23 protein-coding genes are annotated in these 21,927 nt (G+C 69.9%); 20 read left to right on the forward strand and 3 right to left on the reverse strand.

Annotated features, from left to right (window positions below):
• Window position 1: 1 nt before the first annotated feature.
• Window positions 2-670, forward strand: a complete 669-nt coding sequence (locus tag SACMADRAFT_RS28480; protein WP_009153584.1) for a Rieske (2Fe-2S) protein — start codon at window positions 2-4, stop codon at window positions 668-670.
• Here SACMADRAFT_RS28480 and SACMADRAFT_RS09465 read toward each other — a convergent pair.
• Entirely contained in the window at window positions 653-1,732 is a 1,080-nt protein-coding gene (locus SACMADRAFT_RS09465) for an Mrp/NBP35 family ATP-binding protein (protein WP_009153585.1), read from the reverse strand. The genes SACMADRAFT_RS28480 and SACMADRAFT_RS09465 overlap by 18 nt on opposite strands.
• Before the next feature lie 497 nt (window positions 1,733-2,229).
• Here SACMADRAFT_RS09465 and SACMADRAFT_RS09470 point away from each other — a divergent pair, with 497 nt between their 5' ends.
• The 6 genes from SACMADRAFT_RS09470 (at window position 2,230) to SACMADRAFT_RS09495 (ending at window position 6,638) form a co-directional block, all read left to right on the forward strand.
• Window positions 2,230-2,508: a YbbN family protein gene (locus SACMADRAFT_RS09470; RefSeq protein WP_157617225.1), complete on the forward strand. Its 279-nt coding sequence runs from the start codon at window positions 2,230-2,232 to the stop codon at window positions 2,506-2,508.
• The gene (locus SACMADRAFT_RS09475; RefSeq protein ID WP_009153588.1) at window positions 2,505-2,849 is read left to right on the forward strand and encodes a HesB/IscA family protein; all 345 of its coding nucleotides are present in this window, start codon (window positions 2,505-2,507) and stop codon (window positions 2,847-2,849) included. Before SACMADRAFT_RS09470 ends, SACMADRAFT_RS09475 begins: the two co-directional genes overlap by 4 nt.
• A 64-nt stretch (window positions 2,850-2,913) precedes the next feature.
• Complete coding sequence (locus SACMADRAFT_RS09480; RefSeq protein WP_009153589.1) at window positions 2,914-3,819, forward strand: LysR family transcriptional regulator; 906 nt, start codon at window positions 2,914-2,916, stop codon at window positions 3,817-3,819.
• Between the two features lie 56 nt (window positions 3,820-3,875).
• Window positions 3,876-4,907: a class II fructose-bisphosphatase gene (glpX, locus tag SACMADRAFT_RS09485; protein ID WP_040926243.1), complete on the forward strand. Its 1,032-nt coding sequence runs from the start codon at window positions 3,876-3,878 to the stop codon at window positions 4,905-4,907.
• Window positions 4,904-5,920: a class I fructose-bisphosphate aldolase gene (locus SACMADRAFT_RS09490; protein ID WP_009153591.1), complete on the forward strand. Its 1,017-nt coding sequence runs from the start codon at window positions 4,904-4,906 to the stop codon at window positions 5,918-5,920. The genes glpX and SACMADRAFT_RS09490 overlap by 4 nt, the downstream gene beginning before the upstream one ends.
• Window positions 5,910-6,638 carry an HAD-IA family hydrolase gene (locus tag SACMADRAFT_RS09495; protein ID WP_009153592.1) on the forward strand — a complete coding sequence of 243 codons (729 nt, stop codon included), beginning with the start codon at window positions 5,910-5,912 and terminating at the stop codon, window positions 6,636-6,638. Before SACMADRAFT_RS09490 ends, SACMADRAFT_RS09495 begins: the two co-directional genes overlap by 11 nt.
• Here SACMADRAFT_RS09495 and SACMADRAFT_RS09500 read toward each other — a convergent pair.
• Window positions 6,613-7,803 carry a GAF domain-containing sensor histidine kinase gene (locus tag SACMADRAFT_RS09500; RefSeq protein ID WP_009153593.1) on the reverse strand — a complete coding sequence of 397 codons (1,191 nt, stop codon included), beginning with the start codon at window positions 7,801-7,803 and terminating at the stop codon, window positions 6,613-6,615. The genes SACMADRAFT_RS09495 and SACMADRAFT_RS09500 overlap by 26 nt on opposite strands.
• Window positions 7,800-8,462 carry a response regulator gene (locus tag SACMADRAFT_RS09505; protein ID WP_009153594.1) on the reverse strand — a complete coding sequence of 221 codons (663 nt, stop codon included), beginning with the start codon at window positions 8,460-8,462 and terminating at the stop codon, window positions 7,800-7,802. The genes SACMADRAFT_RS09500 and SACMADRAFT_RS09505 overlap by 4 nt, the downstream gene beginning before the upstream one ends.
• 137 nt (window positions 8,463-8,599) lie before the next feature.
• Between SACMADRAFT_RS09505 and rpe the strand changes: the two genes are divergently transcribed.
• From rpe to nuoK, 13 genes are all read left to right on the forward strand, one after another.
• The gene (gene rpe, locus SACMADRAFT_RS09510) at window positions 8,600-9,292 is read left to right on the forward strand and encodes a ribulose-phosphate 3-epimerase (protein ID WP_009153595.1); all 693 of its coding nucleotides are present in this window, start codon (window positions 8,600-8,602) and stop codon (window positions 9,290-9,292) included.
• Window positions 9,289-11,310 carry a transketolase gene (tkt, locus tag SACMADRAFT_RS09515; protein ID WP_009153596.1) on the forward strand — a complete coding sequence of 674 codons (2,022 nt, stop codon included), beginning with the start codon at window positions 9,289-9,291 and terminating at the stop codon, window positions 11,308-11,310. The genes rpe and tkt overlap by 4 nt, the downstream gene beginning before the upstream one ends.
• A complete protein-coding gene (locus tag SACMADRAFT_RS09520; protein ID WP_009153597.1) occupies window positions 11,295-12,239 on the forward strand; it encodes a phosphoribulokinase in 945 nt (314 codons plus the stop codon). The genes tkt and SACMADRAFT_RS09520 overlap by 16 nt, the downstream gene beginning before the upstream one ends.
• Window positions 12,240-12,355: 116 nt before the next feature.
• Window positions 12,356-12,907 (forward strand): NuoB/complex I 20 kDa subunit family protein, encoded by a 552-nt coding sequence (locus SACMADRAFT_RS09525; protein ID WP_040926247.1) that lies wholly within the window; start codon window positions 12,356-12,358, stop codon window positions 12,905-12,907.
• A complete protein-coding gene (locus tag SACMADRAFT_RS09530; protein WP_009153599.1) occupies window positions 12,904-13,605 on the forward strand; it encodes an NADH-quinone oxidoreductase subunit C in 702 nt (233 codons plus the stop codon). The genes SACMADRAFT_RS09525 and SACMADRAFT_RS09530 overlap by 4 nt, the downstream gene beginning before the upstream one ends.
• Window positions 13,605-14,942: an NADH-quinone oxidoreductase subunit D gene (locus SACMADRAFT_RS09535; RefSeq protein WP_009153600.1), complete on the forward strand. Its 1,338-nt coding sequence runs from the start codon at window positions 13,605-13,607 to the stop codon at window positions 14,940-14,942. Before SACMADRAFT_RS09530 ends, SACMADRAFT_RS09535 begins: the two co-directional genes overlap by 1 nt.
• Entirely contained in the window at window positions 14,939-15,523 is a 585-nt protein-coding gene (nuoE, locus tag SACMADRAFT_RS09540; RefSeq protein ID WP_083840865.1) for an NADH-quinone oxidoreductase subunit NuoE, read from the forward strand. Before SACMADRAFT_RS09535 ends, nuoE begins: the two co-directional genes overlap by 4 nt.
• A 20-nt stretch (window positions 15,524-15,543) precedes the next feature.
• On the forward strand, window positions 15,544-16,818 hold the full coding sequence (gene nuoF / locus SACMADRAFT_RS09545) for an NADH-quinone oxidoreductase subunit NuoF (RefSeq protein ID WP_040926249.1): 1,275 nt from the start codon (window positions 15,544-15,546) through the stop codon (window positions 16,816-16,818).
• Window positions 16,818-19,211 (forward strand): NADH-quinone oxidoreductase subunit G, encoded by a 2,394-nt coding sequence (locus SACMADRAFT_RS09550; protein WP_009153601.1) that lies wholly within the window; start codon window positions 16,818-16,820, stop codon window positions 19,209-19,211. The genes nuoF and SACMADRAFT_RS09550 overlap by 1 nt, the downstream gene beginning before the upstream one ends.
• Window positions 19,208-20,428, forward strand: coding sequence for an NADH-quinone oxidoreductase subunit NuoH (gene nuoH / locus SACMADRAFT_RS09555; RefSeq protein ID WP_009153602.1), 1,221 nt, complete (start codon window positions 19,208-19,210; stop codon window positions 20,426-20,428). The genes SACMADRAFT_RS09550 and nuoH overlap by 4 nt, the downstream gene beginning before the upstream one ends.
• Window positions 20,421-20,945 carry an NADH-quinone oxidoreductase subunit NuoI gene (gene nuoI, locus SACMADRAFT_RS09560; RefSeq protein WP_009153603.1) on the forward strand — a complete coding sequence of 175 codons (525 nt, stop codon included), beginning with the start codon at window positions 20,421-20,423 and terminating at the stop codon, window positions 20,943-20,945. The genes nuoH and nuoI overlap by 8 nt, the downstream gene beginning before the upstream one ends.
• Window positions 20,942-21,619 (forward strand): NADH-quinone oxidoreductase subunit J, encoded by a 678-nt coding sequence (locus SACMADRAFT_RS09565; RefSeq protein ID WP_009153604.1) that lies wholly within the window; start codon window positions 20,942-20,944, stop codon window positions 21,617-21,619. Before nuoI ends, SACMADRAFT_RS09565 begins: the two co-directional genes overlap by 4 nt.
• Window positions 21,616-21,915: an NADH-quinone oxidoreductase subunit NuoK gene (nuoK, locus tag SACMADRAFT_RS09570; protein WP_040925622.1), complete on the forward strand. Its 300-nt coding sequence runs from the start codon at window positions 21,616-21,618 to the stop codon at window positions 21,913-21,915. The genes SACMADRAFT_RS09565 and nuoK overlap by 4 nt, the downstream gene beginning before the upstream one ends.
• Window positions 21,916-21,927 lie beyond the last annotated feature (12 nt).

Consider the following 21,927-nt stretch of genomic DNA (forward strand, 5'->3'; position numbering starts at 1 on the left):
GATGGTCGAAGCCCGAGCTCAGATCCTGCTGCACGGCCAGGACGAGATGGTGGCAAGGCGCGTGTCCAGGGTCGCGCAGGAGCGCGGGTTCTCGGTGGGTCGATCGTCGGAATCGGACGGTCGGCCCACCGCGGCCGTGCTCGAACTGGACCAGCCGGGTGCGCTGGAAACGTTGCGCGAGTGGCACGAGCGATGGCCGGAGACGGTGATCCTCGGCTACTCGGCGGTTCCCGATCAGCAGTTGTGGCGGGCCGCTCAGCGAGCGGGCTGCGATGTCGTTGTCAACCGGGGCGCGGTCGCGGCGAGATTGGCCGAGCGGCTGACCGGTGGACTCGCTCAACGCCGGTTTCCGCTGCTCGACGCGGCCGACGCCGCGGGACGGCTCGGCCTGGTGTGCCGGGTCCCCGAAACACCGGTCGGGCCGGTGGCGGTGTACCAGGTGGCGGGCAGGCTGTACGCGATCGCCGACCGGTGCCCGCACGCGGGCGCGCAGCTGTCCACTGGGGAACTCGACGGTGCGGTCCTGACCTGCCCCCGGCACGGCAGCCAGTTCGACGTCCGCACCGGTGAGCGGTGCCGGGGACCGGCCGACTCGCAAGCGCGGACCTTCACGGTGTCGCGGGAAGGAGGCCAGGTCTTTCTCGTCCTGCCCTCAGGTGAACAGCGGTAGCGGGCGGTGCAGCAGCGAAGGCTTCGCGGAGATGGCGTCGGCCAGCTCCGCGAAGCGGGTTGACCCGGCCGATTCGGGGTGCGCGAGCACGGTGGGTGTTCCGGTGGTGGCGAAGGCCGGCTCCAGTGGGATGCGGGCCAGCAGGGGAGTGTCGAGAAGTTCGGCGAGCCGGGCACCCGCACCGGTGCCGAACAGGTCGTGTTCCCTGTCGCAGTCACCACAGACGAAGCTCGCCATGTTCTCCACCACGCCTGCCAGCCGCAGCCCGACCTTGGCCATCATCCGGCCCGCGCGCAACGCGACCCGCTCCGCGCTCTCGTGCGGCGTGGTGACGAGTAGGAAATCGGCGTTGGGGAGGAACTGTGCCAGCGAGATCGAGACATCGCCGGTGCCGGGAGGCATGTCGACCACCAGGTAGTCCCGGTCGTCCCAGTGCACGTCGCCGAGCAACTGTTCCAGTGCCTTGTGCAACATGGGGCCGCGCCAGACGACAGGACCGTCCTCGGGAACGAAGTTGCCGATCGACAGCACGGCGAACCCGTGTGCCTGCAGCGGCATGATGAGGTCGTCGACCACGGTAGGTCGTCCTGTCGCGCCGAGCAGGTGTGGCACGGAGAATCCCCAGATGTCGGCGTCGAGCAGGCCGACCCGGTGTCCGCGCGCCGCGAGGGTGGCCGCAAGGTTCACCGCCACGGTGGACTTTCCGACGCCACCCTTTCCACTGCCGACGGCGATGATCCGCGTGCTCGATCCACTTTCGCCGATGCGGGGCACCGTGACCCGTACGCCGCCGACGACGCGGGCACGCTCCTCCTCCGTCATGGCTGAGAGCTCCACTCGAACAGCGGTGACCTCGGGGCACTGCGACCGGACTCGCTCCGGCACCGCGCGATGAAAGTACTCGCGCAGCGGGCATTCCGCGATGGTCAGAGCCAGGTGGACGGTCACCTCGGTGCCGTCGATGTCGATTCCGCGCACCATTTCGAGGTCGACGATCGATCGGTGCAACTCGGGGTCCTCGACGGCGCGAAGTGCCTCGAGGACGCTGTCCCGCGTGATCATCGGTCGGCTCCCTTCCTGGTGAAGAGCCGGATCTTCGCGTAGTGGTGCCACATCGGGCCCCGGTTGCCGCCGGAATCGGGAAAGATCGGGAGAGGGAACTTCGCCCGCAGCCGGTGAGGCGACGGGCCCCACGCACCGCTCGTCGACATCTGACTCCCTTGTCAGGCCCGCGAAAGCGCGGGAAGCGAGAATATAAGTATATAAGCAAATAGTAGTCACCTGGGGCGGGTGCCGACAAGGTCGCAGACCCGGGAAATGCGTAAGCAAGCCATGGGTTTCCGGCCGCGTTCGCGGTGCGGCCGTGGTGCTTTCGCGATGTTCGCGCAAGGTCGGCCGGGCCGGGGTGTGTCGTTATCACGCAACGCGATGTACGGTACCCGGGAGGGTATAGATCGGAGGTGTGCATGGTCCCGGTGAGAGTAACGACCAAAGGTTTCGCTGCCTTCGGAACGAGTGCGGACATTCTCTTCATCGAGTTCGATGACTCCCGTTCCCCGGTGACCGCGGCGTTTTTTCGTGCCGCGCGGCGGCATCCCGAGGTGGTGTTCGGGACGGTGGACATCACGGCGGAGCCCGAACTCGGCCGCGCGTTCGGCATCTCGACCGTGCCGACGCTGATGATCGTCCGCGAACGAATCGTGTTGTACACGTGCCCGGTCGTACCGACCGAGCCGTTGCTGGAGGAACTGATCGCAAAGGTGCGAACCGTCGACATGGAAGCGGCGCGACGCAGGCTCGCCTCGCGTCCAGCGGTCGCAGGCAAAGGAGTGGCATGACGCAGCAGCAACTGACGGACCTCACCGTGACCGAGGCGGCCGCGGGCAAGGCCAAGGCCCTGCTCGCCAGGGAGGAGGGCGGCGGCGACCTTTCACTGCGCATCGCGGTGCAGCCGGGAGGCTGCGCCGGTCTGCGCTACCAGCTCTTCTTCGACAACCGCAGCCTGGAACAGGACCTGGTCCACGACTACCACGGGCTGCGGGTCACGGTTGACCGGATGAGCGCGCCGTACCTGGCGGGCGCGGTGATCGATTTCGTCGATGCGATCGACCGGCAGGGGTTCACCATCGACAACCCGAACGCGTCCGGTTCCTGCGCCTGTGGTGACTCGTTCCACTGACGCGGGTGCCTTGCCCGGCGGTGCCGGCTGGCGCCGAGGGCCGGTGACCGGGTAGGACGGTTGAATGACGACCACAGCGAGGCTGCGGGCCTTCGTGGCCGTGGCCGACACCGGCTCGGTGCGGGCCGCGGCGGCCCGCCTCGTGCTCACCGAGTCCGCGGTGTCGGCGGCGATCGGCGCGCTCGGTGACGAGGTGGGAGTGCCGCTGCTCGAACGCAACGGGCGAGGGCTGCGGCTCACCCCGCCCGGGGAGACCTTCGCCGAATACGCCCGCGCCATGCTCGGGCTGCACGACGAGGCGCTGTCCGCGGCCCGTGGCGACCTCGACCCGGCTCACGGACGCATCCGGCTCGCCGCGGTCACCACCGCGGCCGACCATCTGCTGCCCGCGGTGCTGGCAGGCTTTCGCGCCGACTATCCGGACGTGCAGCTTCGACTGGACGTGGGAACCAGCGAGCACGTGTGGGCATTGCTCGATCGCCACGAGACGGACCTCGTGATCGCCGGTCGGCCACCGAGGGACACCGCCGACCTGGTGATCCGCGCCGAGCGCGGCAACGATCTCGTCCCGGTCGCCGCCCCGCCCGTCACCGCGACGTTCGATGCCGGTACCGCCACCTGGTTGATGCGCGAGGCGGGTTCGGGAACCCGCTCGACCTGCGAGGCTCTGCTCGACCAGCTGGAACTGGACCCGCCGAGGCTGACACTGGGGTCCAACGGCGCGGTCGTGGCCGGTGCCGTCGCCGGGCTCGGCATCACGCTGGTGTCCCGCGACGCCGTGGCGCGCCAGCTCGCGGCGGGAGAACTGGCGACCGTGCCGCTGCCCGGCACGCCGCTGCGCAGGCCGTGGCGTGCGGTGACCCACCGCCGGGTACCGGCGAGCGTCGACCTGCTCGTGGCACACCTGCTCGCCGGAGAGGCCTGGTGGCCATCCGATTACCCCGCGCGTTCCACCCGTGGGGGGAGCTGACCGGCGCGCGGCGCTCCTACGGTGCCGGTACGGCATCGCCACAGAAGGAGGGCCTTGTGACGGACAGTCCAGCGCGGCAGGCGCCGGATCGCAATCTAGCGCTCGACCTGGTCAGAGTCACCGAGGCGGCCGCGATGTCCGCGGGCAGGTGGGTCGGGCGGGGAGACAAGACCGGGGCCGACCGCGCGGCTGTCGACGCGATGCGCGCGATGACCGACACACTGCCGATCAGCGGTGTCGTGGTGATCGGCGAGGGCGAGAAGGACGAGGCGCCCATGCTGCACAACGGCGAGCGGATCGGCACCCCGAACGCGGCGCCGTTCGACGTGGCCGTCGATCCCATCGACGGGACGACGCTGACCGCCAAGGGGATGGGCAACGCGATCTCCGTGCTGGCGGTCAGTCCCGCGGGCACGATGTACGACCCTTCCGCGGTGTTCTACATGGACAAGCTCGTGACCGGGCCCGAAGCAGCGGACACCGTGGACATCGAGGCGCCCGTGGCACACAACGTGCGCGCCGTGGCCAAGGCCAAGGGCAGCGAACCCGAGGACGTGACGGTGTGCATGCTCGACCGGCCAAGGCACAGCAGGCTGGCCGAGGACGTACGCGCGACCGGTGCCCGGATCCGGCTGGTCTCCGACGGCGACGTGGCCGGTGCGGTGATGGCCGCGCGCGAGGGCACCGGCATCGATCTCCTGCTCGGCATAGGTGGCACTCCCGAGGGCGTCATCGCGGCCTGCGCGCTGAAGTGTCTCGGTGGCGTCATCCAGGCCCGGCTCTCGCCGCGCGACGAGGAGGAACGCGAGCGTGCGCTGAGCGCAGGGCACGACCTCGACCGCGTGCTGACCACGAACGATCTGGTGGCGGGTGAGGACGCCTTCTTCGTCGCCACCGGGGTCACCGATGGCCAGTTGCTGCGCGGCGTCAGGTACGAACGGCAGGCCGCGACCACCGAGTCACTGGTGATGCGTGCCCGCAGCGGCACCGTGCGCCTGGTGATCAGCGAGCACAAGCTCGACCGCCTCGGCACCTACAGCGTTGTCGACTATCACCACCACCTGGACGAAAGGAAGATCAGCGCGTGATCCAGCAAGCCGAACTGGCCGCCACCGCCACCGAGATGGTGGCACCGGGCAAGGGCATCCTGGCCGCCGACGAGAGCATCGCGACGATGTCCGCGCGGTTGGAAAAGGCCGGGGTCGAGCCGACCGAGGACAACCGGCGCGCCTACCGGGAGCTGCTGGTCACGACACCCGCACTGGACCAGGGGATCAGCGGCGTGATCCTGTGCGACGAGACCTTCCGGCAGGCCACCTCGGACGGCAGGCCGTTCCCGGTGGCGCTCGCCGACACCGGACTGCTGCCCGGTATCAAGGTCGACACCGGCGCCAAACCACTCGCGGCGGCGCCGGGGGAGAAGGTGACGGAAGGCCTGGACGGGCTTCGTGAGCGGCTCGAAGACTACGCGGCACTCGGTGCCAGGTTCGCCAAGTGGCGCGCGGTGATCGTGATCGGCGACGGCAGGCCCAGCAGCAGGGCGCGCCGGGCGAACGCGCACGCGCTTGCGCGCTATGCCGCGCTGTGCCAGGAGGCCGGTGTGGTACCGATCGTCGAGCCGGAGGTGCTGATGGACGGTGACCACTCCATGGCGGCGTGTGCCGCGGCGACCGCCGTGACACTGCACGAGGTGTTCGTCGAGTTGCGCGAGGCAGGTGTCGAGTTGGACGGCGTCGTGCTCAAGCCGAACATGGTGGTACCGGGTAAGTCATCCGGTGAGGTCGCTACGCCCGATCAGGTCGCCAGGGCCACGGTCGAAACGCTGAGCGGCGCCGTCCCGGACGACGTCGCGGGTATCGCCTTCCTCTCCGGCGGTCAGCCTGCCGAGCAGGCGACGGACAACCTCGCCGCGATGCAGGGCTACGACGTGTCGTGGCCGCTCACGTTCTCCTTCGGCAGGGCACTGGTGGACCCTGCGCTGGCGGCGTGGCGGGGCAGCCCGGACCGCGTCGCTGCCGGGCAGCAGGCGCTGGCGCACCGGGTGCGCTGCAACTCGGCCGCGCTGACCGGCGAGCCCGCCTCCCGCGACCATGTCGCGTGAGCCGTGTGCGGCCGTCGTGTTCGACGTCGACGGCACCTTGGTCGACAGCGAGCGCGACGGCCACCGGCCGATGTTCAACGCCGCCTTCGCGGCAGCCGGCCTGCCCTACCGCTGGGATGTCGAGGAGTACGGCAGGTTGCTCGCGATCACCGGCGGGCGTCGCAGACTCGCCGCCTACCTGGAGAGCCGGGGACATGACGCGAGGGAGGCCGCCGACCTCGCCGCCCGGCTGCACCGGGACAAGACCGAGCGGATGCGCGATCTCGTGGCAAGCGGTGAGATCGCCGCGCGGCCAGGGGCCAGGGAACTGCTGCGGGAACTGGCATCGCTGGGGACGACATTGGCCGTCGCGACAACCGGCACCCGCGACTGGGTGGAGCCGTTGTTGCGGCGCTTGTTCGGCGAGGACCTGTTCGAGGTCGTGGTGACCGGCTCGGACGTCCACACGCTCAAGCCGGACCCCGCCGCCTACGTCGAGGCCCTGAACCGGCTCGGGCTTCCCGCGTCGCACGCCATGGCGGTGGAGGACTCCGGCAACGGCCTGCGTGCCGCGGTCGCCGCGGGCCTTCGGTGCGTGGTGGTGACCAACGACTACACGCGTCACGAGGACTTCACCGGCGCGGCGGCGGTGTATCGGGGATTCGCGGCGTGGCGAGCGGACCCGGCCGCCCCGTTGCCGGTCGGGTCGCGCGCTACCGGACAGGGACCCTCGCGGTGACCGTGGTGCCCTCACCCGGCCGGGAAGTGACCACCAGCCGCCCGCCGATGAGCTCCGCGCGCTCGGCCATGCTGACCATTCCGTAGCCGCCCGAGGGCAGGCCGTCGCCGAAGGCCGTGGCGTCCCGATCGAAACCGAGCCCGTTGTCGCTGATCCGCAGCACGACCTCGCTGGAATCACACAGCAGGCTCAGCCGCACCACCCTGGTGCGGGCGTGCTTGACCACGTTCTGTAGCGCCTCCTGCGCGATCCGGTACAGCGCGATCGAGGCGTGGTCCGGCAGCGCGCAGTGCTCGAGGTCCACCACCACGTCCAACTCGTCCAGCGACCTGGCCAGGCTCGCCAGGCTGTCGGCGAGCCCGAGATCGTCCAGCACCGGTGGCCGCAGTCCGTTGATCGCAGCCCTGGCCTCGTCGAAGGTGAGGTCAGCGAGCTCACGCGCACGCTCGACCTGCCCCGCGGCGAACCCGCACTCCTCGGTCAGCGTTCCCGCCGCGGCGTCGAGGTGGAAGCGAAGGCTGACCAGCCGCTGGGTGATGCCGTCGTGGATGTCCGCCGCCAGCCTGCGCCGCTCGGTCTCCTGCGCCGCGATGACCTGCTCGGTGAACCGCTCGTGTGCCCGCTCGCGGGCGGCCAGCCTCCGGTGCAGGCGAGCCTGGTGAATCGCACCGGCCAGCAGGCTGCCGATCGAGGTGAGCAGCCGCACGTCACGGTCGGTGAAGTCGCGCCGGGCACGGGTGTGCACGTTGAGCACCCCGACGAGACCCCCTGGCTTGCTCGCCATCGGCACCGATGCCATCGACGTGTAGTCCTCGCCGCGCAACTGCGGGAAGTACCGGTAGCGCGGGTCCCGCTCCTTGTGCTCGACGATGACCACGGGTTCGCCGTGGCTGGCGGCCCATCCCGTCACGCCCTCGCCGAGCGGCAGCCGCACCGCACCGACCTGCTCGTCGAACGGCGGAGTCGCACCGAGCAGGGTCATCGAGCGGTCGGTGTCGTCGAGCACGTGCACGAAGCACACGTCGGTGTTGCTCGCGGCGGTGATCAGCGGTGCCACCTTGGCCGCGAGCAGGGTCAGTTCCGGTCCGGCCGAGATCGCCTCGATGATGCCGACCAGCAGCGCGTTCTCACGCTCGGGGTCGGCGAGGCCGAGCCTGTATCTCACTGGAAGATCCCTTCGCGCAGCGCGATGGCGACCGCGCCTGCCCGGTCGTTCACCTCGAGCTTGCGAAAGATCGCCCGGACGTGACTTTTGATCGTCTCCTCGCCCAGCACGAGTTTGGCGGCGATCGCGCGGTTGGAAAGCCCGGCGACCAGGTGGCCGAGCACCTCGCTCTCCCGCTGGGTGAGCGACAGATGCGCGCCCGGCCAGAACTCGCCCGCCTGCAACCTCGCCGCGGAGGTGACGGCCCGCCCCGCCATGATCGGGTCGACCACCTTCTCGCCGTCGGCGGCGAGTTCGAGCTGGCGTACCAGTTCCTCGCCGCCGACCGACTTGAGCAGGTAGCCCGCCGCGCCCGCCCGCATGGCCTGGAAGAGGTACTGCTCGTCGTCGTACGCGCTCAGCAGGATGACCTTGCGGTCCGGGGTCTCCTCCAGCAGCCTGCGGCACAGGTCGAGCCCGCTCATCGAGCCGCGCAGCCGCACGTCCGAGACCACGATGTCCGGGTCGAGGCTGGCGACCAGTGACTGTGCCTCCTCCGCGTTGAGCGCCTGCCCGACGACCCGTACCCGGCCCCGGAAACGTCCCAGGACCGCCTTGAGTCCCTCCAGGACCATGGCGTGGTCGTCGACCACGAGGACCCGCAACGGCCGGTTGTGCATGTGCGGAGTCTACGCGCAGGCCTGCCGTTCACCGTGTTCGTCGCATCTCCCCCTCGGCCACCCCCGTGCGGGGGGATCGCTGGCAGGTGCAGGCGACCTAACTTCGGCTGACAACGACTCGGGAGGTTTTGCGGAGAATGCAGCCGATCCCATCGCGGCCGCGCCTTGTGGCGTCGATCCTGCCCGCGGATTTCGCCAGGCTGGGCGAGGAATGCCGCGCGCTTCAGGATGCCGGAATCGACCGCATCCAGTGGGACGTCATGGACGGTGCCTTCGTGCCGAATCTGACCGTCGGGCCCGATGTGATCGCTTCGGTGCGCCGCGTGGTCGACGTCGAGTTCGAGGCACACCTGATGGTCCAGCGACCCGAACCGCTGCTCGAACGCTGGGTCGAGGCCGGGTGCGAGATCGTGATCGTCCACGCGGAGACCTGCGTGCACCTGCACCGGACCCTGGCGCGGCTGCGTGAACTCGGCGTGCGCGCCGGTGTCGCGCTGAATCCGGCGACACCGCTTTCGGCGGTGGCCCACGTGCTCGACCTGGTGGACCTGGTGCTGGTGATGACCGTCAATCCCGGTTTCGGCGGCCAGGCCTACCTGTCCACGATGGAGTCGAAGATCGCCGAGGCGGCAGCGCTCATCGGTCGCGCGGGCAGGGCGATCGAACTGGAGGTCGACGGCGGGATCGGGCCGGATTCCATCGCCGGTGCGGCGCGTGCCGGTGCGAACACGTTCTGTATCGGGTCGGCGCTGTTTCGCAGCCGCGACGCGATGTCGCAGGAGCTGGCCCGGCTGCGGCAGCTGGCCACGGCGAGCGAGGACGCGGCATGAACTTCCCGCGACAGCACTGGGACGAGGTCGACGACCTCGCCGTCACCACGATTCGCATGCTGGCGGCCGACGCGGTCCAGCAGGCCCGCAGTGGCCACCCCGGGCTGCCGATGGGCGCCGCGGTGCCGGCGTGGGTGATCTGGTCGCGTTTCCTGCGGCACGATCCCACGGAGCCGCAGTGGCCCGATCGCGACAGGTTCGTGCTCTCGGCCGGACACGGCTCGATGCTGCTGTACGCCCTGCTGCACCTGTTCGGCTACGACCTGCCCGTCGAGCAGCTGAGCCGGTTCCGCCAGTGGGGTTCGAGCACCCCAGGGCATCCGGAGTTCGGCCATACACCGGGCGTGGAGACCACAACCGGGCCGCTGGGTCAGGGCATGGCGAACGCGGTCGGCATGGCGCTTGCCGAGCGGATGCTCGCCGCGCGCGCCAACACCGAGGGGCACACCGTCGTCGACCATCGCACGTGGGTGCTGGCCGGGGACGGCGACCTGATGGAGGGCATCAGCCACGAGGCCGCCTCGCTCGCCGGGCATCTGGGGCTCGGCAGGTTGACGGTCGTCTTCGACGACAACGACGTCACGATCGACGGGCCCGCGAGCCACAGCTGCTCCGACGACGTGCTCGCCCGGTTCGCGGCCTACGGCTGGCACACCGCGCGGGTCGCCGACGGCAACGACGGCCCCGCGGTGATCGCGGCACTCGCGGAGGCGGCCGCCGAACAGGACAGGCCCAGCCTGGTCGCCGTGCGAACCACCATCGGTTACGGCGCACCCGACGTCGCGGGCACAAGCAAGGCACACGGCGCGCCACTGGGCGAGGAGCGGATCGCCACGCTGCGAACCGCTTACGGCTGGCCCGAGGAGAAGTTCCACGTGCCTGCCGAGGTCGGCAAGCGGTGTGCGGAACTGGCGGCCCGCACGCAGGCCGAACGGTTCGCCTGGACGGAGCGCCGGCTGCTGTGGGCGCGGGAGCACCCCGCACTGGCCGCGAGATGGGACCCTTCGGCTCCGCTGGAAACACCCGCCAACCTCAGCGGGTGGCTGCCCGTGTTCGAACCGGGCACCAAGTTGGCGACGCGGAAGGCGTCGGGCGCCGTGCTCGAGTCGGTGACGGCGGCCTTTCCCGGGCTGGTGGGCGGGTCCGCCGATCTGGCCGCATCCACCAACACGACGATCCCTGGTGGTGGCGACGTCACCCGCGCCGACCAGCTCGGCCGTAACCTGCACTTCGGCATCCGCGAGCACGCGATGGGCGCGGTGCTGAACGGTCTCGCGCTGCACGGCGGGTTGCGCGGCTACGGCAGCACCTTCCTGGTGTTCTCCGACTACCTGCGGCCGTCCATCCGGCTGGCAGCGCTGATGGGACTGCCGGTGGTGTTCGTGTTCACTCACGACTCCGTCGCCGTCGGTGAGGACGGACCGACCCACCAGCCGGTCGAGCAACTCGAGTCGCTGCGGTTGATCCCGAATCTCGCGGTACTGCGGCCCGCCGATGCCAACGAGACCGCGGCGTGCTGGCGGCTGGCGCTGGAGCGCACCGATGGGCCTACCGCACTCGTGCTCAGCCGCCAGGACCTGCCCGTGCTCGACCTGCCCGAGGAGAACCTGCTCGGCCGCACGGGTGCGCGTCCGGTGTGGACGAACGCGCGGGACCCCGAGATCGTGCTGGCCGCCACCGGATCGGAGGTGGCGCTCGCGCTCGCCGCCGCCGAGACGCTGGCGGGCGAGGGTATCGCGGTCGAGGTGCTTTCTGTGCCATGGCGGGAGCGGTTCGAGCAGGCCACGGCCGCGGGCGAGTTCCGGCTGCCGGACTGCCCGGCCGTGTGGATCGAGGCGGGCGTGCCGACCGGCTGGCAGGCACTGGCCCGCCCCGGTGACGCGGTGCTGGGGCTACGCCGGTTCGGTGCCAGCGCCCCTGGTCCGACGGTATACGCCGAACTGGGGTTCACGGTCGCCGCCGTCGTGCAGACGGCCATGCGGAAGATGGGACGGGAGCCGGTATGCCGCACAAGCTGATCCAGATCGAGCGTGTCGGTAACGACCCGGCCTCCCGACCGATAATGGTCGCTGTCGCAGGGGACAGCGCAGCCGGAAAGACCACGCTGACAGCCGGACTGGCCGAGGCACTGGGGCCGGAGCGGGTCACCACGATGTGCGTGGACGACTACCACCGCTACGATCGCCAGGAGCGCAAGGGGCTGCCGTTCACGGCGCTGCACCCGGACTGCAACTACGTCGAGATCATGGAGCAGCACCTGCAGCTGCTCGCGACCGGTCGACCGATCCTCAAACCGGTCTACGACCACAACACCGGCCAGCTGACCCGGCCCGAACTGGTGCGGCCGCGTGAGTTCGTGATCGTCGAGGGACTGCTTCCGCTGCACACCAAGCTGGCTCGCGCCTGCTTCGACATCATGATCTACCTCGACCCACCGGAGGAGATCCGCAGGCAGTGGAAGATCAAGCGGGACACCCAGAAGCGGGGATACGAAGCCGAGGCCGTACTCGCCGAACTCGAGCGGCGAGAGCCGGAGTCGGCCGAGTTCATCCGCCCGCAGCGGGCACACGCCGACATCGTGGTGCGGTTCGCCCCGATCGCGGGCAGGCACGACCCGCCCGACACCCCGCTGTCGGCGGAACTGATGCTGCGGCCCACGATCAACCACCTCGACCTGAGCCGGGTACTCGGCGACAGCGAGCAACGAGCCATCCACCTCAAACTCACCAGGGACTCGGGTGGCCGCCCTGTCGACACCCTGCACATTCACGGGTACGCGCCACGGGAGGAGAGCCTGGTGGTGGAGAAGGCGATCTGGGAACGGCTCGGCGTCGACCCAGGAGAGGTACCGGGCACGCTCGGCAGTCTCGGCGCGGGCGTTCGAAGCGAGCCGCTGGCCATCACGCAGTTACTGCTGCTGTACCACATGCTCGACCCCGCTCGTTGACAACCCGAGAGCGCAGAGGAGTTCCGCGATGAAGGCACGGCTGGACGAACCACTTCACGCAGCGACCTCCGTCCGCTGTGGATCGCTGCTTGGCGCTGGCCGGGGTGGCTGGTGAGATGGGCCTCGAGGAGAAGCTGCCGAGCGGATTCCTGCTCACCGGCGTCGAGAAGCTCGCGGGCTGGGTGCGGAAGAACTCGTTGTGGCCCGCCACGTTCGGGCTGGCCTGCTGCGCGATCGAGATGATGTCCACCGGCGCGGGACGCTACGACCTGGCCAGGTTCGGGATGGAGGTGTTCCGCGCGTCGCCGCGCCAGGCGGATCTGCTGATCGTCGCGGGAAGGGTGAGCCAGAAGATGGCCCCGGTGCTACGCCAGGTCTACGACCAGATGGCGAACCCGAAGTGGGTGCTGTCGATGGGTGCGTGCGCCTCGTCGGGCGGCATGTTCAACAACTACGCGATCGTGCAGGGCGTGGACCATGTCGTGCCGGTCGACGTGTACCTGCCCGGCTGCCCACCCCGGCCGGAGATGCTCATGCACGCGATCCTCAAGCTGCACGAGGAGATCCAGCACATGCCGCTGGGAAGCAACCGGCAGCGGGTCGCCGAGGCGGTCGGTGCCGCCGCGCTGGCGGCACCGGTCCGGGTGACGCTTGGCTCGCCGACATGAGCGGCGGGAACGGCGCCTCCCCGCGGCCGCAGGAGGAACCCGGCATCGTGGCCGTCCGCACCGGGATGTTCGGCGCGGACGGCCCGGGTGACACCTCCGGCTACGGCAGGCTGCGCCGCACGATCCGGCAACCGGAGGGCACTCCACGTCCCTATGGCGGTTGGTTCGACGAGGTCGCCGACGAGTTGGCCGCCGCGCTTTCCGAGCACGGCGCCTCCTTCGCCGCAGCCGTGCCGAGGGTCGTCGTCGACCGCGACGAGCTCACCTTCGTCGTGGCGCGGGAGTGGCTGCTTCCGGTCGCGACCGCGCTGCGGGATGTGCCTCGGTTACGGTTCGAGCTGTGCTGCTCGGTGTCCGGCGTGCACTACCCGCACGACGAGGGCGGTGAGCTGCACGCCGTCTACCACTTCCTTTCCGTCACTCACAACCGTCGGCTGCGCGTGGAGGTGTCGTGTCCCGACGGTGACCCGCGTATCCCGTCGATCGTCGCGGTGTACCCGACCGCGGACTGGCACGAGCGCGAGACCTACGACTTCTTCGGGATCGTGTTCGACGGTCATCCCGGGCTGACCCGCATCCAGCTGCCCGACGACTGGGATGGCCACCCGCAGCGCAAGGACTACCCACTCGGCGGCATTCCTGTCGAGTACCCCGGTGTGTCCGTGCCCGCGCCCGACGAGCGGAGGTCGTACCACTGATGTCCACACTGGAATTCTCCGAGACAGGTCGGGCTGCACTTCCGCAGGAGCGACCGGCGGACTTCACGGTCGCGGGCGGTGACTGGGACACCGTCGTCGAAGGCGCGGTCGAGGCCACCGACGAGCGGGTCGTGGTCAACATGGGGCCGCAGCACCCGTCCACGCACGGGGTGCTGCGACTGATCCTGGAGCTGGAAGGGGAGACCGTCACCGAGGCCCGGTGCGGGATCGGCTACCTGCACACCGGTATCGAGAAGAACCTGGAGTACCGGAACTGGACGCAGGCCGTCACGTTCGTCACGCGCATGGACTACCTCGCTCCGTTCGCGAACGAGGTCGGCTACTGCCTCGCCGTGGAGAAGTTGCTCGGCATCACCGAGGACGTACCGCAGCGCGCCGACGTGATCCGGGTGCTGCTGATGGAACTCAACCGGATCTCCTCGCACCTGGTGTGTATCGCGACCGGTGGCATGGAGATCGGTGCGCTCACCGTGATGACGATCGGATTCCGGGAACGTGAACTGGTGCTGGACCTGTTCGAGTTCATCACCGGCCTGCGGATGAACCACGCCCATATCCGGCCGGGAGGAGTGGCACGTGACCTTCCGGAGGGCACGGAGCAACGCGTCGCCGAGTTCGTGAAGGTGATGCGTAGCAGGCTCGGTGAGTACGAGGACCTGTGCACCTCCAATCGCATCTTCGCCGCGCGCACGCGGGATGTCGGCTACCTGGATCTGGCGGGCTGCATGGCGCTCGGAGTGACCGGGCCGATCCTGCGTGCCACCGGGTTGCCGCACGATCTGCGCAAGAGCCAGCCCTACTGCGGCTACGAGAACTACGAGTTCGAGGTGGCCACCTCGAACAGCTGTGACGCCTACGGCCGGTTCCTGGTGCGGCTGGAGGAGATGAGGCAGTCGCTTTCGATCGTCGAGCAGTGCCTGGAGCGGCTGCGGCCGGGGCCGGTGATGGTGGCCGACCGCAAGATCGCCTGGCCCGCGCAGTTGTCGGTGCGGGCGGACGGGCTCGGCAACGACCTGAACTACGTCCGCCAGATCATGGGCGAGTCGATGGAGTCGCTGATCCACCACTTCAAGCTGGTCACCGAGGGTTTCCGGGTGCGGGAGGGCCAGGTCTACGTGGGGGTGGAGTCACCGCGCGGGGAGTTGGGCGTGCACGCGGTCAGCGACGGCGGCACCAGGCCGTACCGCGTTCACCTGCGCGACCCCTCGTTCGTCAACCTGCAGTCCGTTCCGGCGATGTGTGAGGGCGGCATGGTCGCCGACGTGATCGCCGCGATCGCCTCCATCGACCCGGTGATGGGAGGTGCCGACCGATGACCACGACGGACAGTCCCGACTGGACGGCGATGGAGGCCGACGCGGGCGCGATCATCGCGCGCTACCCTCGGCCCCGGTCTGCTCTGCTGCCGCTGCTGCACCTGGTGCAGTCGGTGGAGGGTTACGTGTCCACCGACGGCACCGAGTTCTGCGCCCGCCTGCTCGGGATCACCACCGCCGAGGTCAGGGCGGTCGCGACGTTCTACACGATGTACCGCCGGGCACCCGCGGGCGAGCACCTCGTGGGGGTGTGCACCAACACGCTGTGCGCGATCATGGGCGGCGACGCCGTCCTGGCGGCGTTACGCGAGTACCTCCGGCCAGGCGAAGACGGCACCACCGACGACGGCGCGATCACGCTCGAATCCGTGGAGTGCAACGCGGCCTGCGACTACGCACCCGTCGTGACGGTGAACTGGGAGTTCTTCGACAACATGACCGTCTCGACGGCGCGCCGACTCGTCGACGACCTGCGAGCCGGGCGCGCGGTCTTCCCCTCCCGTGGAGAAGGTGCACTGTGTACCTTCCGGCAGAACGCGCGCATCCTCGCCGGGTTCGTCCCCGAAGGGCAGGCACCGTGACGGCGGCGGTGCTCACGCGCATGTGGGACGAACCGCGATCGTGGACGCTGGCCACCTACCGGCGCCACGGCGGTTACCGCGCGCTGGCGATGGCCCTCGCGATGGCGCCGGACGACGTGACAGCGCTTGTCAAGGACTCCGGCCTGCGCGGTCGCGGCGGCGCAGGATTCCCGACCGGCGTCAAGTGGGGCTTCATCCCGCAAGGTGACGGCAAGCCGCACTACCTGGTGGTCAACGCCGACGAGTCGGAGCCGGGCACCTGCAAGGACGTGCCGCTGCTGCTGGCCAACCCGCACGAGTTGATCGAGGGTGCCGCCATCGCCGCATACGCGATTCGCGCCGAGCGGGCCTTCGTTTACGTGCGTGGCGAGGTGATCGCGGTACTACGGCGACTGCACGCCGCCGTCGCCGAGGCGAGACAGGCAGGCTACCTCGGCGAGAACATCCTCGGCTCCGGGTTCTCCCTCGACGTCATGGTGCACGCGGGCGCGGGCGCCTACATCTGCGGTGAGGAGACAGCACTGCTGGACTCGCTGGAAGGCAGGCGGGGGCAGCCAAGGCTGCGCCCGCCGTTTCCGGCGACCGAGGGCCTGTACGGGTGCCCCACCGTGGTGAACAACGTGGAGACGATCGCGAGCGTGCCCGCGATCCTGCGTGAGGGCGCGAAGTGGTTCCGCTCGACGGGCAGCGAGAAGTCGCCGGGTTTCACGCTGTACTCGCTGTCGGGGCATGTGACGCGGCCCGGCCAGTACGAGGCTCCGCTCGGGGTGACGCTGCGGGAGCTGCTCACGCTCGCGGGTGGTGTCCGGGCCGGGCACCGGCTGAAGTTCTGGACGCCTGGTGGCTCGTCGACGCCCATCCTCACCGACGAGCACCTGGACGTCGCGCTGGACTACGAGGGCGTCGCGGCGGCGGGGTCGATGCTCGGCACCAAGGCGCTGCAGATCTTCGACGAGACGACCTGCGTCGTGCGCGCGGTACTGCGGTGGTCGCGGTTCTACGAGCACGAGTCGTGCGGCAAGTGCACGCCGTGTCGCGAGGGCACGTTCTGGATGGTGCGCATCCTGGAGGAGTTGGAGCAGGGCACCGCGGGTCCCGACGATGTGGACAAGCTGCTCGACGTGTGCGCCAGTGTCGCGGGCCGCTCGTTCTGCGCGCTCGGCGACGCCGCCACCAGCCCGATCGTCTCGTCTGTGACCCACTTCCGCGACGAGTACTCCGAGCACCTGCGGCTGGGCGGCTGTCCCTTCCCCGCCGAACGCAGTGTGCTGTTCTCCGAGGAAGGAGCCCGCTGATGGCGGCCACCACCGCGCAGACCGAACTGGTCACGCTGACCATCGACGGCACGGAGCTCAGCGTCCCGGCGGGAACGCTCGTGATCCGTGCCGCCGAGTCGCTCGGCATCGAGATTCCCCGGTTCTGCGACCACCCGCTGCTCGAACCGGCCGGTGCGTGCAGGCAGTGCCTCGTCGAGGTGGCCGGGCAGGCCAAACCGGTGACCGCCTGCACCACGGCGGTGGCACCTGGCATGACAGTGAACACCCAGCTCACCTCACCGATGGCCGACCGTGCGCAGCGCGGCATCCTGGAACTGCTGCTGATCAACCATCCACTGGACTGCCCGGTCTGCGACAAGGGCGGCGAATGCCCGCTACAGAACCAGGCCATGACGGGCGGCAACGCGCGGTCGCGGTTCACCGGGCGCAAGCGCACGTTCCCGAAACCGGTCGCGATCTCCAGCCTGATCCTGCTGGACCGCGAGCGGTGCGTGCAGTGCGCGCGCTGCACCCGCTTCGCCGAGCAGATCGCGGGTGATCCGCTGATCGAGCTGATGGAGCGGGGCAGCCAGCAGCAGATCGGGGTGGGCGAGCACAGCCCGTTCGACTCCTACTTCTCCGGCAACACGGTGCAGATCTGCCCGGTCGGAGCGCTCACCGCGACTTCCTACCGGTTCCGGTCCCGCCCGTTCGACCTGGTGTCGACGGCAGGGGTGTGCGAGCACTGCGCCGCGGGCTGCGCCATCCGCACCGACTCCCGTGGTGGCGAGGTCGTGCGGCGTAACGCGGGCGACGACCCGGCGGTCAACGAGGAGTGGAACTGCGACAAGGGACGGTGGGCGTTTCGGCACGCCACGGCCGCCGACCGGCTCACCACGCCGTTGCTGCGCGACAGCGGGACCGGCAGGCTCGTACCGGCGTCCTGGCCGGAAGCGATCGCCGCCGCGGCGCAGGGCCTCGGCGCGGCGCGCGGCGACGCGGGCGTGCTCACCGGTGGCCGGCTGACACTGGAGGATGCCTACGCCTACGCGAAGTTCGCGCGGATCGTGCTCGGCACCAACGACGTGGATTTCCGCGCCCGGCCACTGTCCGCGGAGGAGACGGGCTTCCTCGCCACGGTGGTCGCCGGTCGCCCGCTGGGACCCACCTACGCGGACCTGGAGCATGCGCCGGCCGTGTTGCTCGCCGGCCTCGAACCCGAGGAAGAGGCGCCGATCGTGTTCCTGCGGCTGCGAAAGGGCGTGCGGGCGGGCCTTTCCGTGCTCTCGATCGCTCCGTTCGCCAGCTATGGGTTGCGGAAGCTGACCGGCACACTGCTGAAGGCTTCGCCGGGCGAGGAAGCGGCCATTCTCGACACGCTGTCCGGGGACGAGCCCGGCAGGGAGCTTTCCCGGCCGGGCGCGGTGATCCTGGTGGGGGAGCGGCTCGCGAATTCGGCAGGCTCGCTGTCCGCGGCGACCCGACTGGCCAGGGTGACCGGGGCCTCGCTGGGTTGGGTGCCACGCAGGGCGGGCGACCGGGGTGCGCTGGAGGCAGGTGCGTTCCCCACAGTGTTGCCCGGCGGCAGGCCGGTGGCCGATTCACTGGCACGCGCGGAGGTCGCACGGGCCTGGGGTGTGCGGGAACTGCCTGCGAAGCCCGGCCGCGATACCGAGGAGATCCTCGCGGCGGCCCAGCGCGGCGAACTCGGCGCGCTCCTGGTGGCAGGGGTCGAGCCCGGGGACCTGCGCGACCCGCTCGCGGCGGTGGGTGGCATCGAGCGGGCACCGTTCGTGGTGAGTCTGGAAACGCGCGCGAGCGCCGTCACCGAGCGAGCTGACGTCGTGCTGCCGGTCGCCGTGGCCGGTGAGAAGTCCGGGACGTTCGTCAACTGGGAGAACCGGCACCGCGTTTTCGAGGCGGCGGTGCGGGATCGGGGTCAGTGGGCGGACCACCGGGTGCTGGCCGCGATCGCGGCTCGGGCTGACGCCGACCTGGGAAGCGCCGACGTGGCGCGGCGGGAGCTGGCGCGGCTGGGTTCGTGGTCGGGGCAGCGTCCCCGGCTCGAACCGGCGCGCGCCGACCGTCCCTCGGCGCCCCCAGCCGCCGGGCAGGCCGTGCTCGCCACCTGGCGGATGCTGCTGGACAACGGACGGCTGCAGGGCGGGGACGAGAACCTGGCCGAGGCGGCGCGCCGCCCGGTGGCTCGCCTCTCGGCCGCGACGGCGGCCGAGATCGGGGCGGCGGAGGGTGACCTCGTCACGGTCTCCACCTCGCGGGGTTCGCTGACCCTGCCGCTGGCCGTCACCGACCTGCCCGAGCGGGTCGTCTGGCTTCCGCAGAACTCGCCCGGCTCGACCGTGCAGCAGACGCTCGGGGTCTGCGCGGGTGCGCGAGTGCGGGTTTCCCGCAAGGCACCGGAGGCCCGATGAACGCGGCGGAGTTACTCGCGCGGGACCCGTGGTGGCTTGTCGCGGGTAAGGCAGTCGTTATCTTCGCCCTGCTGCTGCTCATCACCTTGTTCTGCGTCGTCTACGAGCGCAAGGTCGTGGCCTACATGCAGATGCGGGTCGGCCCGAACCGGGTCGGGCCGTGGGGGACGCTGCAGTCGCTGGCCGATGGGCTCAAGCTGGCGTTGAAGGAGGACATCACCCCGCGCGCGGCCGACCGAGTGGTGTTCGTGCTGGCGCCGGTGATCGCGGGCACGTGCGCGTTCCTTTCCATGGCGGTGATCCCGTTCGGACCCGAGGTCACCGTTTTCGGGCAGGCCACCGCGCTGCAGCTCACGGACCTGCCGGTGGGTGTGCTGTTCGTACTTGCCGCCACGTCGATCGGCGTCTACGGCATCGTGCTGGCGGGCTGGTCCTCCGGCTCGGTTTACCCGCTGCTCGGCGGGTTGCGCTCCACCGCCCAGGTGCTCTCCTACGAGATCGCGATGGCCCTGTCGTTCGTCGCCGTGTTCCTCGTCGCCGGCTCGATGTCCACTTCCGACATCGTGTGGGCTCAGCGGGGGCTGTGGTACGGGGTGCTGCTCGCGCCATCCCTGCTGATCTATCTCGTGGCGATGGTGGGGGAGACCAACCGGGCACCGTTCGACCTGCCGGAGGCCGAGGGAGAGCTGGTCGGTGGTTTCCACACCGAGTACTCCTCGCTGAAGTTCGCGACGTTCATGCTCGCCGAGTACATCAACATGGTCACCGTCTCCGCGCTGGCCAGCACCCTGTTCCTCGGCGGTTGGCGGGCACCGTGGCCGATCTCGCTGTGGGAAGGGGCCAATCGCGGAGGCTGGCCCGCATTGTGGTTGCTGGGCAAGGTGTTGCTGCTGCTGTTCGTGTTCATCTGGCTGCGTGGGACGCTTCCCCGGCTGCGCTACGACCAGTTCATGACGCTCGGCTGGAAGCTGCTCATCCCGTTCTCGCTCGCCTGGATCGCGGTCGTGGCCATCGTGCGGACCCTGACCGACCCGGCAGGCGGCGCCGCCCCGTTGCTGCTCGCCGGTGCGGTGGCAGTGCTGCTGCTCGTCGCCGTCTCACTGGGATCGCGTCGCGATCGCGGCAGGGCGCGCCCGGACATCGCCGACGCCGGTGACGGTGGGTTCCCGGTCCCGCCTCTGCCGCGCACGCGACTGGAGGAGGCTGGACGTGGGTAGGTTCCTCGACTCGGTCGCGGGGTTCGGTGTCACCTTCTCCGCGATGTTCAAGAAGGCCAACACGGAGTTCTATCCCGAGCAGCGCAAGGAGTTGCCGGACGGGTTCCACGGCCGCCACGTCCTGAATCGCTACGCCGACGGGCTGGAGAAGTGTGTCGGCTGCGAGCTGTGCGCGTGGGCCTGCCCGGCGGACGCCATCCACGTGGAGGGTGCGGACAACACCGACGCCGAGCGGTACTCGCCGGGTGAGCGGTACGGCAGGCGGTACGAGATCAACTACCTGCGCTGCATCTTTTGTGGACTGTGCGTGGAGGCGTGCCCGACCCGCGCATTGACCATGAGTACCGAGTTCGAACTCGCCGACCTCGGTCGCGAGCAGCTGGTGTTCACCAAGGAGCAGCTACTGGCCGACCTCGGGCCCGGCATGGTCGCGCCGCCGCATCCGATGGCTCCCGGCACCACCGCCGCCGACTACTACGCGGACCGGGTGCGCCCGCGTGACGGGAGTGCCCGATGACCGAAGTGATCGTTTTCTGGATTCTGGCCCCGGTCACCGTGCTGGCCGCCGCGACGATGCTGGTGACGGCGAAGGCCGTGCACAGCGCACTCCTGCTGGCCCTGGTCATGCTCGGCCTCGCGGTGTTCTACATCGGACACGGCGCGGTCTTCCTCGGCGTCGTGCAGGTCGTGGTCTACGCGGGTGCCGTGATGATGCTGTTCCTGTTCGTCGTGATGATGGTCGGTGTCGACTCCGCCGAGTCGCTGGTGGAGCGGTTGCGCGGGCAGCGGGTCGCGGCCGCGCTCACCGGGCTCGCGTTCGGCGTGCTCGTTGTCGCAGGGCTGGGTGAGTTGGTGCTGGAGCCCACCGCGGCGGCCGCCCGCGCCGGTGGCGACGTACCTGGCCTCGCGACGCTGATCTTCACCCGCTACGTCTGGGCGTTCGAGGTCACCAGCGCGCTGCTGATCACCGCCGCGCTGGGCACGATGGCGCTGACCGGGCATCGCGGCACCCGCAGAACGCAACGCGAACTCTCCCGCGAGCGTATCCGCGCGCTGGCGCGGGGTGGCCAGGTCAGCCCGCTGCCCCCGCCGGGCGTCTACGCGGGCCGCAACTCGGTGGACGTTCCCGCGCTGCTGCCGGACGGGGAGCCCGCGTGGAACTCCGTGCCGGGACGGCGGGGGCCACGATGAGCCCGGAAAGCTACCTCTACCTTTCGGCTGTCCTGTTCGGACTGGGTGCCGTCGGTGTCCTCACGCGGCGCAACGCGATCGTGGTGCTGATGTGCGTGGAGCTGATGCTCAACGCGGCGAACCTGGCGTTCGTCGTGTTCTCGCGGGTGCACAACGGCCTCGACGGACAGGTGTTCGCGTTCTTCATCATGGTCGTCGCCGCCGCTGAGGTCGTGGTGGGACTCGCGATCGTGATGACCGCGTTCCGTGACCGCCGGTCGTCATCGATCGACGACGCCAACCTGCTCAGGCACTGAGGGAAGTGGTGA

The sequence above is a fragment of the Saccharomonospora marina XMU15 genome, assembly GCF_000244955.1.
Classification (GTDB): domain Bacteria; phylum Actinomycetota; class Actinomycetes; order Mycobacteriales; family Pseudonocardiaceae; genus Saccharomonospora_A; species Saccharomonospora_A marina.

Coding starts and splice junctions, on each gene's coding strand:
- SACMADRAFT_RS28480 (WP_009153584.1), top strand. CDS start 2: ATGGTCGAAGCCCGAGCTCAGATCCTGCTGCACGGCCAGGACGAGATG.
- nuoK (WP_040925622.1), top strand. CDS start 21,616: ATGAGCCCGGAAAGCTACCTCTACCTTTCGGCTGTCCTGTTCGGACTG.
- SACMADRAFT_RS09465 (WP_009153585.1), bottom strand. CDS start 1,732: ATGATCACGCGGGACAGCGTCCTCGAGGCACTTCGCGCCGTCGAGGAC.
- SACMADRAFT_RS09475 (WP_009153588.1), top strand. CDS start 2,505: ATGACGCAGCAGCAACTGACGGACCTCACCGTGACCGAGGCGGCCGCG.
- nuoH (WP_009153602.1), top strand. CDS start 19,208: ATGAACGCGGCGGAGTTACTCGCGCGGGACCCGTGGTGGCTTGTCGCG.
- SACMADRAFT_RS09535 (WP_009153600.1), top strand. CDS start 13,605: ATGTCCACACTGGAATTCTCCGAGACAGGTCGGGCTGCACTTCCGCAG.
- nuoE (WP_083840865.1), top strand. CDS start 14,939: ATGACCACGACGGACAGTCCCGACTGGACGGCGATGGAGGCCGACGCG.
- SACMADRAFT_RS09495 (WP_009153592.1), top strand. CDS start 5,910: ATGTCGCGTGAGCCGTGTGCGGCCGTCGTGTTCGACGTCGACGGCACC.
- SACMADRAFT_RS09505 (WP_009153594.1), bottom strand. CDS start 8,462: ATGCACAACCGGCCGTTGCGGGTCCTCGTGGTCGACGACCACGCCATG.
- SACMADRAFT_RS09530 (WP_009153599.1), top strand. CDS start 12,904: ATGAGCGGCGGGAACGGCGCCTCCCCGCGGCCGCAGGAGGAACCCGGC.
- SACMADRAFT_RS09520 (WP_009153597.1), top strand. CDS start 11,295: ATGCCGCACAAGCTGATCCAGATCGAGCGTGTCGGTAACGACCCGGCC.
- SACMADRAFT_RS09565 (WP_009153604.1), top strand. CDS start 20,942: ATGACCGAAGTGATCGTTTTCTGGATTCTGGCCCCGGTCACCGTGCTG.
- nuoF (WP_040926249.1), top strand. CDS start 15,544: ATGTGGGACGAACCGCGATCGTGGACGCTGGCCACCTACCGGCGCCAC.
- SACMADRAFT_RS09480 (WP_009153589.1), top strand. CDS start 2,914: ATGACGACCACAGCGAGGCTGCGGGCCTTCGTGGCCGTGGCCGACACC.
- rpe (WP_009153595.1), top strand. CDS start 8,600: ATGCAGCCGATCCCATCGCGGCCGCGCCTTGTGGCGTCGATCCTGCCC.
- tkt (WP_009153596.1), top strand. CDS start 9,289: ATGAACTTCCCGCGACAGCACTGGGACGAGGTCGACGACCTCGCCGTC.
- SACMADRAFT_RS09525 (WP_040926247.1), top strand. CDS start 12,356: ATGGGCCTCGAGGAGAAGCTGCCGAGCGGATTCCTGCTCACCGGCGTC.
- SACMADRAFT_RS09550 (WP_009153601.1), top strand. CDS start 16,818: ATGGCGGCCACCACCGCGCAGACCGAACTGGTCACGCTGACCATCGAC.